Genomic DNA, 15,844 nt, shown 5'->3' on the forward strand with positions numbered 1-15,844 from the left:
TGCCGTGTTTCCTCGCGGGCAGCATAGTCTACGAGATCGTCGGCACCCAGGCCAAGCTGCGCTCCGATAAATTCGATAAGAGTAAGTTGTATAGTGCGGACGCCTAAGCTATTGAGTTCTATCTATGGACATTGTTAAGCGTCCCAGGGGCGTTGAATGGCGACGCTAGAGCGCATTCATTTCGTGCCCCATTACCTCGTGCGCAGAGAGAACGCCGTCGCATACTCCCCCAGTAGCAGCCGGCCATCCATTGAGGGCTTGCCCCAAATCTTTTGGGCAGACTATGCACCTTGGAGGGAGGCAAACCTGTGGGCAGTGGAGCGAGCAACGACTGGTGACGCTTCTCTTAAGACCGTTGCCAGTAACATGAATGGCCTTCTCAATTACGCTAAATTTCTTGAATCTCGTGATTTGCAGTGGTTCGAGTTTCCCGCTCGCAAAGCTGACCGCTGCCTGGTGCTATACCGAGGGGCGTTGATCAAGATGCGCGATGCCGGCCAGATCGGCCCATCCACGGCGTCTGAGTACATGCGCAATTGCATCATGTTCTATCGGTGGGTAAGGCATAGGGAGCTTCTTTCTCCACACGTCCAGCTGTGGCGGGAAAAACCCTACGTCGTTAAATACTTCGACCGGGTGGGGTTCGAGCGAACGATCAGCGGAACCACCACCGACCTCAGCATCCCGAACCGTAAGCGCCCAGGCCAAACGCTTGAAGATGGGCTGTTGCCAGTCTCGGAGACCGATCGCGATGCAATTCTGGATTTCGCCGCAGAGAACGCCACGCCCGAGCTCTACCTCATGTTGGCCCTTGGATTTTTTACCGGGATGCGGCTCGGCAGCATCTGTGATCTCAAGATTCAGTCTCTGGAGCGCGCCGCCCCCGACCCTTCCGCTGAAGGGCTTCTACGCCTTGCAGTTGGTCCAGGCGCAGCTCCGCCAGTGCACACGAAATTCGGTGTGACTGGCCAGGTCTGGATACCCGAAGCGTTGCGTGATGAATTGCTGGAATATGCCAAAGGCTGGCGGAGGATGGAACGAGAGGCGAAAGCCTCGCCCGAGAATCGTGATTTGCTGTTCTTGACCCGCTTTGGTAACGCCTATGGCAGGCGCGGCACCGATCAGTCATCTGCTGTGAATGTTGAGATGTCCGAGTTTCGAAAACGGGGCGTCAAAGCAGAACTACAGGTGCTCCGTAAATTCCGCTTCCATCAGTCGCGCTGCACCTTCGGTACCGAATTGGCACGTCTGGCGCTATCGGCTTGTGCCGATGTCGCTATTGTAATTGCGACGGTCAGCGACGCGTTGCTCCATGGGCCTAACTCTGAAGCCACCACCTTCAAATACATCCGATTCGTACAGGCACTGCCGATCAAACAAGCCCTCTCAAATAGCTTCATGGCGGCATTTAGCGGGATCGGCGCTGGGGCGCGGCACGATGGATAGTTCCGAATTCGACCTCACTTTCCCGATGCTTGAGTATGGGGCCACTGAAACGCCCTGGGACCTCCGGCCGCTGCTGTTTCGCGGAGGTGCAGCAGCAAAGGTGAAGCATGTGGGCCGCCAGATCGCGCAGGGCGAACTCGGCAGTCCCTTGCCGGAACGTTTCGAGCTGGTGACGCAGCTGCATGAGCACATGACTGACGACCTTGCTGGTGGCGGAAGTCGCTTCTCGGTGCAGAACAAGATCAGTGCATTGCGCCGATTCTTTGCCTGGATCGATTCAGAAAACGTGAATCTCAGTCTCGAGACGGCGGCCGACACGTTCATTCGTTGGACCGATCACTTGCTCCAGCGTCATCGAGTCGAACGCAATTTCAGCGATGGGTCCCTGTACGATCTCACCAGGCTCACGGCGACGATGCTGGACCGAGCATTGGACCGCCAAGCAAGCCTGAGCAAGAGCACACGTATTCGCAAGCCGCGCGGCAAAGGCAAGGTACATACGAGCAAAGCGGACAAGCAGAATCTGCAAAACACCTTCGCATTCGGACACCTTCTAGCTGACGTATGCGAGGCATTGACCTGGAGGGGGACAATGGCCCCCCTCCCAGTTTGTATTTCGTTACGCACCGGCCAAGTGCTGGAACTATGGTCGGGATTGCAGAGCCCCGAGAAAGTAGCGGCCCGCCGTACCAGGCCGCAAAACCAAGCGCAAATCGAAGCATCCCTGGCGGCGCGTGCCGCCCACGATGCAGATCGGACACTGCGGACCCGTTTCCCCATCGTCAATTTACGGATCGAGAGTGAATTGCTGATGTTCATCGCCCAGACCGGTCTGAACCTCCAGCAAGCACATACCCTGCGGGTTGAGCAGTTTCATTACACCAGCCACATAGACGGCTACCAGGTACGTACCTACAAAAATCGACGGGAAGGAGAAGTGCTATTCGAGATCTTTGCCAGTTATCGAGAGTGGTTCGAGCGCTATCTCGAATGGCGTTCCGAATGGTTTCCCAATGAGCCGGATGGTTTGCTCTTTCCGCTTATACGTAGCGGGGGACGAATCCTAGAAGAGGCGACGCAGTTCACGAACGTTACGCGCATCTGCCGCGAGCTTGGCATACCGATAGTGAGACCGCGAAAACTGCGCGGGACGCGCATCAACTGGTTGCTTCGGGAGTCCCAGAATCCCCAACAGGTTGCGGAGTTGGCCCAGCATACGGTGCAAACGCTGATACGCGTATATGCCGACCCCCATCCGCAGATCGCTATGGTGGAAATTACGCGCTTCCATCAGCAAACCGATCCGTCCCTTTCACCTCCTGCTCCTGGTAGATGTGTATCGGCCACACCTGAACCAGTGGGCACGATGCCGAAGAATGGTCCGCGACCCGACTGCATCAATGCTGCCGGTTGCCTGTTCTGTACCCAGCACCGGGATATCGAAAGTGAGGATCATGTGTGGTCTCTCGGTAGCTTGCGCCACCTCAAATCGCTTGAACTGGCACGCTACCGCCCATCCAGTTCGGGTAAGCACCTGACGACAGAGCATCCGGCCCTGCTGGTGATCGATCGGCTGACGGCCAAACTGCGCTTCTTCGAAGAAAGTAGCGAGGTCCGCAGGCTTTGGGTCGAAGAAGCCAGAGCGCGCATAAGTGAAGGTGACTACCACCCGGCCTGGGATGGCTTCATCCGATTGGCAGAACTGCGACAAAGATCAGCATGACGAAAAATATTCTTTCCGAACTTGGCCTCGGCATCGACTCGCCCCTAGCGATTCCTGATGCGCCGAACTACCGTCCGCCGTGCTGGCCACCGCAGCGTGATTGGCCGGTCATCATAGATGCCGCTGGCCAGGTGGTGAGCCGTTGGGGCGATGCCATTTGGCGGCTCGACCCATGGGCGGGAAAACGGCTCACTCTCAATTTCGGCGATGGCCCAGCTAAGAAATATGTCGCCGCGATCGATCCTGCGAACGCCGATTTATTGCGGACCGTAATCGGCTGGTGGCTATACGGCCCCAATGGAGCCCGTGGATACCGAGGCCTGAAAACGCGCTTCGACCAGATGCGTCGGCTGTTCGTCTTGTGCACTCAAGAAGGCATTCTCGCATCCGAACTGAGTCATTTTCCGCGCGTTGCCGACCGTCTCCCGGAGGTGCTCCAGGCTTCCCGGTCCGGTGAGTTCTTGGCATTGCTGCACGAACTGTACGAGCGGCGGGATGCGCTGGGGTTCACCTTGTTGGATCGCGCAGGGTTGGCACGCCTCGCAGCGGCCATGCCCGACCACCAGAAGCTCCAGACCCCCTATATCCCGCCCCGCATTTGGCACTATCAAATCACACGCTTGCGCGAATGCCTGGATGACTTTTTGGCGCATCGAGGCCAAGTCGAGGAGTGCTTCCGCTTCTGTCTGGCTGCCTATCGGCACAACTCTGCCAGTCTCCAAGGACAACGCAGGCCACAATCGTTCTATCCGTTTCAGTGGCCGTCGGATGGATCAAACGGAAAGTGGACTGGGCGGCAGTACTACGGCCCATTCATCGACACCGCGCATCGGTTTGGCATGGTGGAACTATTTCGTCGCTGGCTGGGAGTGAGCGACGACGAAATTCGCATTCAAACTCTGAGTCGCTACCTCAACCTCGTGAGTCGATCTGGACTGTGCTATCTGCTGAACTTCAGCCTCATGCGAGTCGAAGAGGCTTGGAACCTGCGCGCCGATTGCTTGCACATAGAACGTGATCCGCAGTTTGGCGACATCCATGTATTGTGCGGACGAACGACCAAGACGATGTCGGATTCTGAGGCACTTTGGGTGACGTCCCCGTCAGCTCAGGTGGCAGTTGAAGCCATGCGTGTGGTCGCAGACCTCCGCGCAGAATGCGACTCTCCCCCCGGCGAGGCCTCGGTGCCGGATGATCCGGCCAAGCGCTATCTGCTTGATTATTGCCTTGAACCGTGGGGAACGAAGTTCACCAAGATCAACCGCACGATTCGGCCATCGATTCCGAGCTATGCCCATGTGCTTCAGTGGTTCGACAAGCTGTTCGACCGTGAGCAATTGCGCATTACGCCGGAAGATTTCGAATTGGCTCGGTTGGTGACGCCGACGCTGACCGACGAGTTTGCGGTCGGCAAAATCTGGCCGTTGGCCTGGCATCAACTCCGACGAACCGGCGCAGTGAATATGCAGGCATCCGGGCTGGTCAGCGACGCTTCATTGCAGTTTCAGCTAAAGCACGTCGCCAGAGCGATGAGTCTCTACTACGGGCAAAACCATTCCAGGGTACGGCTGGAAGAGAAGGCCCATACCTACTACGTCCGCACCATGTACGAAACTTTGGGTAGGCAGCTGCAACAGCTGACGAGCAACCGATTCGTCAGCCCCCACGGCGAGAAGCGAAAATCTGAGATTGTCCGCCTAATCTCAGCCTCTGATGCTAAGAAAGCGATCAATCTGGCTAAGAAGGGGACGGTCACTCATCGACCGATTTTGCTGGGCATCTGCACGAGCCGTACCCCCTGTCCCTATGGGGGCATCGACAATATCGCTCGCTGCGGAGGGGGCGACTCCCCCGGAGAAACCAAACCATGTGCGGACGTTCTCTATGACCCCGAGCAACTCGACGAAGTCGAAGTGTTGGAGGCGGTATTGGATGAGCGCCTGGCCGCTGCCGAGGTAGACAGTCCGCTAAGGACTTCGTTGGAAGCCCAGAAACGTAGTGTGGAGAATTATCGCCATGTCATCCGGCAAACATGAATCCGCTGACCCGGCTAAGCGAATGAGTGCCGGCGAGCAGTATCGCGCAGCGTTCGAGCGGCTGAAGAGCAACAAGCCCGAACGACTGCCGAAGGGGACGCCCGTAAGTCAGAACAACGTTGCCAAGGAGGCCGGCAGCGACCCCTCTGCACTGAAAAAAGCTCGTTTCCCCCTACTGATCGCTGAGATCCAAAAGTACGTGGAAGGACACGCTGAGCAACGTCCGCCATCAGTGCGCCAAGTCAGCTTATTAGCCCGCAGAAAAAATCGTGGACTTCGAGAACGGATCGAGGAAATCACGCAGCAGCGTGACCACCTAGCCAGCCTACTCAGTGAGGCCGACGCCACCATTCTTGAGCTGTACGACCGTATTGCGGACTTGGAGCGCCAACTGCCGGCCTCCAATGTGCTTCCTCTTGATCCGCGAGGCCACAAAAAACTTTGAAACGGAGAGCTCGCAATATTCGAAAGAAACACAGCCATGCCCGACCAGCCCGGCATGAAACGTCGGGCTAGCCGCCGAAGAGCTTCTTGCGTTGCGCGGTCCGCTCCCGGCGTAGATTCTCGTAGGCAGTTCGGCGTTTAGTCGCGTTTTTGATTAATTCCAGGACCTGGGCGATATCGCCGAGCAACTCCTCACGCGCGGGAAGCGGTAGTTGGCGCTCGCCTGGGGTGTCGTGGGCCTCGGTAGCTTCGCAGGCCCGCGCATACACTGCCAGCAACTGCTCCCACTCCTCTGCGGGGTGGCCAATGACAGCACCAAATGCTTCTACGCTCACCACATCGCTGAACGGCTGGACGGTATTGTTCAAAAAAACCTCGCGTATGGCGCGCTCGACAGTGCCTCGGAGGCTTGAGTATCCCGATGCGATTTGCCGCTCAAGCTCATCATCCGGGTCGCTGCCGACCGGAACGTTCAGTGCTTTCGCACGACTTTCGAGATCGGCCAGGCGGGCCTTGGTGTCCATCGTCGTCCACGTCAGCCCCTCGCTCACTAGTCCCGGCGACTCGTCCCAACCGATGGTCTTGTAGCTGGCCGAGCGATCAGCGCGCTGAAGCGCCATCGCGAGCTCGGTCAGGAACACCGCATCATGGGTGAACACCAGCACTTGGCGGGTCTCAGCCAGCGCTACCAAACGCCGAGCTATGGCCCGACGATATACGTGATCCAGCGACGTAGACGGATCGTCGAAAATAACGGTCGAAGTATGTGGCAGGGATTCGAGCTCGGCGAGGAACATAGCCATCCCCAACGCGCGCTGCTCGCCCTCTGACAGCACCTTGGAGGCTTTCGCCGTGATTTCCTGCAGGCGCAGCGTGACCTTGGTCACCCCCAGCTCTGTGCGCCCGCTCAGGTCGGGTTGCACCCGTCGCTTATAGCCCAGGGCTTTCAACTCAGCATTCATAGAAGCGGCCAGAGCCTCGGTCACATGCGTCGCCGCCAGGGACGTCAGTTTGCGTGACACTGCCGCTGGGTTGAGGGCGGCATGGCAGCGGCTCAATGTGGCATGGACCTGACTGTCCTGAACAAAGCGCTCCACCGCGCCAAGCTGGTTGGCGAGGCGTTGTCGGGCTTCTAGCTCTGCCAGTTCTTGGGTCAGCGCCAAGCGTAGAGCGGGATCGGCAGAGGTCCGCAGGGTATTGGCGTCGACTCGGAGCGAAGCAGCTTTGGCGGCGAAGAGACTATCGAGGTTTGCTTCGATAGGAAGCGGTTCTGACTCGGGGGACCAGTTTCCAGTTTGCAGGGCTTGGCTAACCCAAGTATGCCGGGCGGTCCAGACCGATGCCGCTGCGGTGATGGCAGCGTGTAGGTCGGGCAGTCGCTCCTCCACGTCAGCCCGTGTTGGCACATCCAGAACGTTTAGATCGACAGCCTGCACCTTCCCTAGAGCGTTCATGCGCGCAAGCGTGGCGGCTTGCGCATCCGCCGTGGCGCTGTCGGCGACAAATGCCGCGAAACGCCGCATGCGCTCCGAGGCATCCGTTGAATAAGGTTGCTGGCAGAGTACGCAGTAAGCGTCCGGTTCCAGGTGCGGGAAGGGATGTTCAGGGTATGCCGTCTGCTGAGAGAAAGCCTCAGCGGCTCGGTACATCGTTTGCCAGAGTTCAGCTCCTGTGCCTTCCAGCAGCGTGGCGGTGGGTGAGGACGTTACCGGCAACTCCATGGCGTTCAGTGTGTCTCGATCCTGAAGACGCGCTTGCGCCAGTTGCATGGCGAGATGCGCGGTTTTTTCCGTTGTAATCAGTTCCTTTGCCCGTGCTATGGCACGATCATTCACCCAGCGCTGGACTTCCTCGGCTCGACGCTGCGCCTGGTCCAAGCGTGTCGCCAAACGTTCCAAGGCCAGCGCCTGCGGCACAGGATCGCTTTCCAGTAATGTCCGCTTCAGAAACTCCAGTCGCCGGAGTTCATCGTCACCGACCGTCCCTAATCGAGCAAGCACGGCGCGGTCCGAGTCCCCACCTAATTTGGCGATGTAGCGGCCGACTTCGGTGTCACCCTTCAGCGGTTCGAATTGCCGGGTATCCAGAGCCAAGGCATTGCGTTCGGTCCCAATCCGTGCCTGTAAATCACGCTGAAGTAGGACCAGGCGCGTCAGATGAGTGAGTCCGTAGGGCTGAAATGCAGGGGTCCCTTCCGCGTCGATGTAGTCATTGGCACAGGCCGCGTCGTAGACCGAGACCGAACTCAAATGCAAATGGGCCGGCCCGTTCTGGACCCAACGTGCGGTTTCCGGAGTGCCATCCACCAAAATGGCGAAATCTGCTGATGGCAGTCTAGCTGGGGTTGCCGCCCCAAAAGCGTCGGGCAGGACCTCCACCCGATGCCGAGCGTTGCAGGCATTCTTGAAGACGCGGGCGTAGCCGGATTTGCCGGCGCCGTTATGACCAAAGAAAATGGTCATGCCCTCCGGTGCGAGGTCAAAGGCACGACCGGACGGGAAGCCGTTTACCTGGTCTAGCCCCGAGACACCCACCAACCGCACGGTTGCGCCACTTCCGGCGCCTGGTACGTCGTCCAGCGTGAATGGCCGTGCTCCCCCCGTGGTTGCGTCTTCCCGTTCTTGCTCGCGAACCATTCGCAGAATGGTCTCGATGTCATCTTGGGTTAGTTCGGCCCGGGCAAATATCCGGCGCAGTGCTTCCTGCTGCCAGGGTCTGAGTCCGCCGGCCCACCCAATAATCTCGTCCAACAATGGCATATCCGTCTCCTTTCCAGATCCGCCGATTAAAGGCCGCGCCCAGTTGGATGGCAAGTGGCCAGCGCCTTCGAGGTGCTTCGCCGTGTTCCGTTTGCCTGCCTTCCTGACCGCCACCCTAGTGGCTTGTCCGGTCGTGACGCTACACGGGCAGAATTTCTGCATGCTGGCCAGTATCAAGCCGCTCTAAAGTCCGCTACCGGAAAGCGCTGTTTAGCGGTGAGAGACGGGGAAAGTGCGGAAGCTACTACCGACGCAAGCGATGTGGTGAGCAGTCCTCAGGTATGTGCGAAATTGCACTCCTCTTGACCACCAATTTGGGTTGGCGTTGACCACGGATTGCGTTCAACTTGACCAGGGCGTGTCACTGTCACGACCGTCAGAGAACGGCCAAAAACGGACACCGCCAACCCGTTGGAAAAAAAACTGAGCGTTGCTTTCCGTTAAGTTTGGTAGTTGCAAGCCCCGTTCAGGAAGAATTGCTCGATCAACGCCGCCATACCTGCGCGTGCGATACGGCCGCGGCGCTCGGCGTCTACCAGGCCGAAGATCAAGGAGGAGAAGATTTCGGTAAGCGCCGGGGCACCGATATCGATACGGAATACGCCCAGTTTTTGCCCGCGGAGAAAGAACTCGTCCAGCGTTTCCGAGTAAGGCAGCCATCGGCAGCCGCCTGCATCTAAATCAAACGTGTCCGGGCGCCACTGGAATGAGAGGAATACCAACAACTCCCTGTGAATCAAATGGCCTTCGATCAGACGATGCAATGCGTCCAAGGGCGCCGCCTCAAGATCGGCATCGGCAATGACCCTATAAATAACCACCGAACCATGATTCAGAAGCATCTCGATCAGGTTGTCGCGGGTGCCGCAAAACCTGTTGAGCGTCGCCTTGCTGACCCCCGCTGCCTGGGCTATTTCTTTGAACGTGGCTCGCGGGTGGTCAACGATGGCGATCGCCAGGGCCTTCAGCAATTTCTCATCGGCAGCAGTTAAATCCATCGGTCACTCTTTATCTATCGCGGGCAGATGCGGGTATTTTGCCTAGAACACTCATTTTTCTCAAAGAGGATACTAGCTTTGTTCACACCAAAATCAAATGAGTCAATATTGACTTATTTGATTTTTGCGTGGATCATGCGCGGCTTCGACTACGTACTGGCTTCGCGCTTGGGTGAGATATGAACAAATTCCGCGAATGGATCACTTTTTCCGTGATCTCCTATTTGATCGCCGTGACCCTGGTTGGCTGCGACAAGCCCGAAGAGCAACGGGAAGAGGCGCCAGCGCGTGAAGTCGATGTGCTCAGCGTGAAGACCGAGCCCTTCACAGTGTTCGCCGAGCTACCAGGGCGCATCGAGCCGGTGCGTGTCGCCGAGGTGCGCGCGCGGGTGGCGGGGATCGTGCTCAAGCGCACCTTCGAGGAAGGGGCCGACGTGAAGGCCGGTGACGTGCTGTTCCAGATCGACCCTGCGCCGTTCAAGGCGGCCCTGTCGCGGGCGGAAGGTGAACTGGCTCGCGCCGAGGCGCAGCTGTTCCAGGCTCAGGCGATGGTTCGCCGTTACGAACCACTGGTGAAGATCGACGCCGTCAGCCAGCAGGATTTCGACAACGCCATGGCCGCTCTGCAGAGCGCCCAGGCCGACAAGCGCTCGGCCCAGGCCAATGTCGAAACTGCCCGCCTGGACCTGGGTTATGCCGAGGTTCGCGCCCCCATCGCCGGGCGTATCGGTCGCGCCCAGGTCACCGAAGGGGCTCTGGTAGGCCAGGGCGAAGCCACGCTGCTGGCACGTATCCAGCAACTCGATCCGGTGTACGCCGACTTCACCCAGCCTGCTGCCGATGCCCTGCGCCTGCGCGCGGCAATCGCCGAGGGCAAGGTTGCCGGTGCGAGCGACCAGCCGCTGTCGCTGCGTGTCGACGGTACCGATATCGAGCGCAAGGGCACGCTGCTGTTCACCGATATCTCGGTGGATCGCAGCACCGGGCAGATCGCCCTGCGAGGCCAGTTCGACAACCCCGAGGGCGTGCTGCTGCCGGGTATGTACGTGCGTGTGCGCACACCGCAAGGGCTCGACCAGAACGCCATCCTGGTGCCGCAACGTGCCGTGCAGCGTTCGGCTGACGGCCAGGCCAGCGTGATGCTGCTGGGGGAGGGCGATACCGTCGAGGCGCGCCAGGTCACCACCGGTGCCATGCAGGGCTCGCGCTGGCAAATCAGCGAGGGCCTGCAGGTCGGCGACAAGGTGATCACCAGCTCGCTGGCGGCTATCCGTCCGGGCGCCAAGGTCATCCCCCGCGAGCAAGATGCCGCCGAAGCCGCTCCACAGTCCCAGGTGCAGTAAGCCGGAGAACCTCTCATGTCCCTGTTTTTCATCCGGCGCCCCAATTTCGCCTGGGTAGTCGCCCTGTTCATCTCGCTGGGTGGCCTGCTGGCCATCCCGTTCCTGCCGGTGGCGCAGTACCCCAACGTGGCGCCGCCGCAGATCACCGTGACCGCCACCTATCCCGGCGCTTCGGCGCAGGAGCTCACCGACTCGGTGACCAGCGTCATCGAGGAAGAACTCAACGGCGCCAAGAACCTGCTGTACTTCGAGTCCACCAGCAACGCCAACGGCATCGCCGAGATCACCGTCACCTTCCAGCCAGGGACCGACCCCGAACTGGCCCAGGTTGACGTGCAGAACCGTCTGAAGAAGGCCGAGGCACGCATGCCGCAGGCCGTGCTGACGCTCGGCATCCAGACCGAGCAGGCCACCGCCGGCTTCCTGCTGATCTATGCGCTGAGCTACACCGATGGCGACAAGGACGCCAACGTCACGGCGCTGGCCGATTACGCCGCGCGCAACATCAACAACGAAATCCGTCGCGTGAACGGCGTCGGCAAGCTGCAGTTCTTCGCCTCCGAGGCGGCCATGCGCGTGTGGATCGATCCGCAGAAGCTGGTCGGCTACGGCCTATCCATCGATGACGTGAACAACGCCATCCGCGCGCAGAACGTGCAGGTGCCGGCCGGTGCCTTCGGCAGCACGCCGGGTTCCAGCGAGCAGGAGCTGACGGCGACCCTGGCGGTCAAGGGTACCCTGGACAACCCGCAGGAATTCGCCGCCATCGTGCTGCGTGCCAACCAGGACGGCTCGCGCCTGACCCTGGGCGACGTGGCGCGCATCGAGGTCGGCAGCCAGGACTACAACTTCGGCTCGCGCCAGGACGGCAAGCCCGCCGTTGCCGCCGCCGTGCAGCTGTCGCCCGGTGCCAACGCGATCCAGACCGCCGAGGCGGTCAAGCAGCGTCTGACCGAGCTGTCGGCCAACTTCCCGGACAACGTCGAGTTCTCCGTGGCGTACGACACCTCGCGCTTCGTCGACGTGGCGATCGACAAGGTCATCATGACCCTCATCGAGGCCATGGTGCTGGTGTTCCTGGTGATGTTCCTGTTCCTGCAGAACGTGCGCTACACCCTGATCCCGTCCATCGTCGTGCCGGTGTGTCTGCTCGGTACGCTGACCTTCATGTACCTGCTTGGCTTCTCGGTGAACATGATGACCATGTTCAGCATGGTGCTGGCCATCGGCATCCTGGTGGACGACGCCATCGTGGTGGTGGAGAACGTCGAGCGGATCATGGCCGAGGAAGGCCTGGCGCCGGTGCCGGCGACCATCAAGGCGATGGGGCAGGTGTCCGGGGCGATCATCGGTATCACCCTGGTGCTGTCGGCGGTGTTCCTGCCGCTGGCCTTCATGGCCGGCTCGGTGGGGGTGATCTACCAGCAGTTCTCGCTGTCGCTGGCGGTGTCGATCCTGTTCTCGGGCTTCCTCGCGCTGACCTTCACCCCGGCGCTGTGCGCCACGCTGCTCAAACCGATCCCCGAAGGCCATCACGAGAAGACCGGTTTCTTCGGCTGGTTCAACCGCAAGTTCACCGCCCTGACCGGCCGCTACACCAAACTCAACGGCAAGCTGGTGCCGCGCGCCGGGCGGGTGATGTTCATCTACCTGGGCGTGGTGGTGCTGATGGGTTTCTTCTACCTGCGCCTGCCGGAATCCTTCGTGCCGGTGGAAGACCAGGGCTACATGATCGTCGACATCCAGTTGCCGCCAGGCGCCACCCGTGAGCGCACCTCGGCCACGGGTGAGGAGCTGGAAGAGTTTCTGATGGCCCGCGAGGCCGTGCAGACGTCCTTCCTGGTCCTCGGCTTCAGCTTCTCCGGCATGGGTGAGAACGCGGCCATTGCCTTCCCGCTGCTCAAGGACTGGTCCGAGCGAGATTCTTCGCAGTCGCCGGAAGCCGAGTCGGCTGCGGTCAACCAGCACTTCGCCAACCTCGATGACGGCGCGATCATGGCGGTGCCGCCACCGCCGGTCGAAGGCCTGGGCAACTCGGGTGGTTTCGCCCTGCGCCTGCAGGACCGCGCCGGCCTTGGCCGCGATGCCCTGTTGGCAGCGCGCGATGAAGTGCTGGGCAAGGTCAACGGCAATCCGAAGTTCCTCTACGCCATGATGGAAGGTCTGGCCGAGGCGCCGCAGCTGCGCCTGGTGATCGACCGTGAGCAGGCGCGCACGCTGGGAGTCAGCTTCGAAGCGATCAGCAGCGCGCTGTCCACTGCGTTCGGCTCGTCGGTGATCAACGACTTCGCCAACGCCGGCCGCCAGCAGCGCGTGGTGGTACAGGCCGAACAGGCCGAGCGCATGACACCGGAAAGCGTCCTGCGCCTGCATGTGCCCAACGACAGCGGCAGCCTGGTACCGCTGAGTGCTTTCGTCACCACGAGCTGGGAAGAAGGCCCGGTGCAGGTCGCGCGTTACAACGGTTACCCGTCGATCCGCATTGCCGGTGACGCCGCGCCCGGCGTGAGCACTGGCGAGGCGATGCTCGAACTGGAGCGCATCGCTGCCGAGCTGCCCGAAGGTATCGGTTACGAGTGGACCGGGCTGTCGTATCAGGAGCGGGTCGCCAGCGGGCAGGCGACGATGCTGTTCGCCCTGGCCATCACCGTGGTGTTCCTGCTGCTGGTGGCGCTCTACGAGAGCTGGGCGATCCCGCTGACGGTGATGCTGATCGTGCCGGTCGGCGCACTCGGCGCGGTACTGGCGGTGACTGCTATCGGCCTGCCCAACGACGTGTACTTCAAGGTCGGCCTGATCACCGTGATCGGCCTGGCGGCGAAGAACGCCATTCTCATCGTCGAGTTCGCCAAGGACCTGTGGGAAGACGGCTACTCGCTGCGCGATGCTGCTGTCGAAGCCGCGCGCCTGCGTTTCCGCCCGATCATCATGACCTCCATGGCGTTCATGCTCGGCGTGGTGCCGCTGGCCATCGCCACTGGCGCCGGCGCTGCGAGCCAGCGCGCACTGGGCACCGGGGTGCTGGGCGGGATGCTCAGCGCGACCATGCTCGGGGTGATCTTCGTGCCGATCTTCTTCGTCTGGGTGCTGTCGCTGCTGCGCACCAAACCTCAGCAAACCGACAACCATCCCCTGCATAAAGCGGAGTAATGCGATGACCTCTCACTTCATGCTCCGTCGCGCTCTGCTGCCCCTGGCCATCGCCGCCCTGGCGGGTTGTTCGCTGGCCCCGACCTACGAGCGCCCGCAGGCACCGGTCGCGTCGCACTGGCAAGCCGCCGACGCGGAGGGCACCCGTGCCCAGGCGCTGGACTGGCAGACCTTCATCGTCGATGCCGACTTGCGCCGCGCGGTGGATACGGCGCTGAGCAACAACCGCAGCCTGCGCCAGGCGCTGCTGGATATCGAAGCTGCGCGTGCCCAGTACCGCATCCAGCGTGCTGATCGCCTGCCTTCGATCAACGCCAATGCCAGCGGCAACCGCCAGCGCCTGCCTGCCGATCTGTCGCAGACCGGGCGCTCGGAAGTGACCAGCAACTATCAGGTCGGCCTCGGCCTCGCGGAGTACGAAGTCGACCTGTTCGGCCGCGTGCGCAACCTCTCCGAGGCCGCGCTGGAGACCTACCTGGCGACCGAGGAGGCGACCCGTGCCACGCAGATCAGCCTGGTTGCCGAGGTCATCCAGGCCTACCTGACCCGCGATGGTGCGCTACGCCGCATGGCCCTGGTCGAACAAACCCTGGACAGCCGCATGGCCTCGCTGGAGCTGGTCAGCCAGCGCCGTGCAGCGGGGGCCGCCACCGCCCTGGATTACCAGGAAGCGGTCGGCCTTGCCGAACAGGCTAGGGCCGAGCGCGAGAGCACCGAACGCCAGTTACGCCAGGCGGACAACGCCCTGGTCCTGTTGCTCGGCACGCCAGATGCCGCTCGCCTGCTGCCCGCGACGCCCCGCGACGACCTGATGGTGCTGCAGGACATCGCCCCCGGCACCAGCTCGGAACTGATCGAACGGCGCCCGGACATTCTCGCCAGCGAGCACCGCCTCAAGGCGCGCAATGCCGATATCGGTGCAGCTCGCGCCGCGTTCTTTCCCCGGATCAGCCTGACCGGTTCGGTGGGCAGCTCCAGTGCCGAGTTGTCCGGATTGTTCGATGGCGGCTCGCGGGCCTGGAGCTTTGCCCCGACGCTGTCGCTGCCGATCTTCGCCGGTGGCCGCAACCGCGCCAACCTGGACCTCGCCGAAGTGCGCCAGGACGCGGCGGTGGCCGACTACGAAGGCACCATCCAGACCGCCTTCCGCGAAGTGGCCGATGCCCTGGCCGCCACCGACACCCTGCGCCGCGAGGAGGCTGCCCGCCAGGCTCTGGCCGGTTCCAGCGAGGCTGCGATGGCCCTGGCTAAGGCGCGTTACGAGGGCGGCGTGGACGACTACCTGCGTTATCTTGACGCCCAGCGCAGCACCTTTAGCAACCAGACCACACTAATTCAAATCAGCACGGAACGGCAGATTGCGCTGGTTGACCTGTTCAGGTCTCTGGGCGGTGGCTGGGGCCAAACTGAACCGATGGCCGGGATCGGCGCTGAGTGAGCAAAGCCAGGAGTCCTGCATCCGAAGACCGGACTCTGGCTCCATCACCGGTGAGCTACTGGTCATCGACGGGGCAATCGTCTGATCGAGAATAAGACTGTCTGACGACTGGCAGGCCTATGGATTATTGGTGGCAGCAGCTAACGGCTCTATAAAGAGCTGCAAAAAATCACTGTAACGCATGATTGACTGACTGCTTCTGGCCGGTTTCTGCCTGTTGCGTCTCTGCTGCCCACTGGCCAAGTCGGATGCACGCGGTGGTCAGTACCAATGCAATTGACTGGTCAAATGGGTGCAATTGCGCAGGTATGGACTTCAAGCCCCAATTTCCTGGAAAAGAGGTTCTTTCTATGGACATCCGACATCAGAGATTGAGTAGCGGAATGTCTGAGCTGAAGTCATGTCCATGGCTGTTCTTCTTTCCTTTACATCGATGACCTCTGCAGGGATCAGTTCGCCTGGAGCCAGCACCCGGCCGGGATAGCGCAGGACACACAATTGCAGGGC

The 15,844-nt window shown here is 60.9% G+C and carries 9 protein-coding genes; 7 read left to right on the top strand and 2 right to left on the bottom strand.

All coding sequences use genetic code 11. The annotated features are described in order from the left end of the window. The first annotated feature begins 366 nt into the window (after positions 1-366). From OKC27_RS21125 to OKC27_RS21140, 4 genes are read left to right on the top strand one after another with little or no spacing between them, the layout of a single operon-like run. Positions 367-1,446: a site-specific integrase gene (locus OKC27_RS21125; RefSeq protein WP_226632504.1), complete on the top strand. Its 1,080-nt coding sequence runs from the start codon at positions 367-369 to the stop codon at positions 1,444-1,446. After that, complete coding sequence (locus tag OKC27_RS21130) at positions 1,439-3,169, top strand: site-specific integrase (RefSeq protein WP_034039553.1); 1,731 nt, start codon at positions 1,439-1,441, stop codon at positions 3,167-3,169. The genes OKC27_RS21125 and OKC27_RS21130 overlap by 8 nt, the downstream gene beginning before the upstream one ends. Next, positions 3,166-5,205: a hypothetical protein gene (locus OKC27_RS21135; RefSeq protein ID WP_034039551.1), complete on the top strand. Its 2,040-nt coding sequence runs from the start codon at positions 3,166-3,168 to the stop codon at positions 5,203-5,205. Before OKC27_RS21130 ends, OKC27_RS21135 begins: the two co-directional genes overlap by 4 nt. Further along, the gene (locus tag OKC27_RS21140; RefSeq protein WP_023443007.1) at positions 5,186-5,650 is read left to right on the top strand and encodes a hypothetical protein; all 465 of its coding nucleotides are present in this window, start codon (positions 5,186-5,188) and stop codon (positions 5,648-5,650) included. Before OKC27_RS21135 ends, OKC27_RS21140 begins: the two co-directional genes overlap by 20 nt. Positions 5,651-5,717: 67 nt before the next feature. Here OKC27_RS21140 and OKC27_RS21145 read toward each other — a convergent pair whose 3' ends face one another. Continuing rightward, positions 5,718-8,408: an AAA family ATPase gene (locus OKC27_RS21145; RefSeq protein ID WP_058131653.1), complete on the bottom strand. Its 2,691-nt coding sequence runs from the start codon at positions 8,406-8,408 to the stop codon at positions 5,718-5,720. Between the two features lie 440 nt (positions 8,409-8,848). Then, on the bottom strand, positions 8,849-9,406 hold the full coding sequence (locus tag OKC27_RS21150) for a TetR/AcrR family transcriptional regulator (RefSeq protein ID WP_090519109.1): 558 nt from the start codon (positions 9,404-9,406) through the stop codon (positions 8,849-8,851). Between the two features lie 179 nt (positions 9,407-9,585). On the opposite strand from OKC27_RS21150, the gene OKC27_RS21155 reads away from it, so the two are divergent. Genes OKC27_RS21155 through OKC27_RS21165 form a run of 3 tightly spaced genes read left to right on the top strand, consistent with a single transcriptional unit; the run spans position 9,586 to position 15,337 of the window. Next, a complete protein-coding gene (locus OKC27_RS21155; protein WP_088903431.1) occupies positions 9,586-10,749 on the top strand; it encodes a multidrug efflux RND transporter periplasmic adaptor subunit TMexC2 in 1,164 nt (387 codons plus the stop codon). Positions 10,750-10,764: 15 nt separating this feature from the next. Continuing rightward, complete coding sequence (gene tmexD, locus OKC27_RS21160) at positions 10,765-13,899, top strand: multidrug efflux RND transporter permease subunit TMexD (RefSeq protein WP_270670099.1); 3,135 nt, start codon at positions 10,765-10,767, stop codon at positions 13,897-13,899. Between the two features lie 4 nt (positions 13,900-13,903). Beyond that, the gene (locus OKC27_RS21165; protein ID WP_088903432.1) at positions 13,904-15,337 is read left to right on the top strand and encodes a multidrug efflux transporter outer membrane subunit TOprJ2; all 1,434 of its coding nucleotides are present in this window, start codon (positions 13,904-13,906) and stop codon (positions 15,335-15,337) included. Positions 15,338-15,844: the final 507 nt, after the last annotated feature.

The sequence above is a fragment of the Aeromonas sp. QDB62 genome (assembly GCF_027705695.1).
Taxonomy (GTDB): domain Bacteria; phylum Pseudomonadota; class Gammaproteobacteria; order Enterobacterales; family Aeromonadaceae; genus Aeromonas; species Aeromonas allosaccharophila.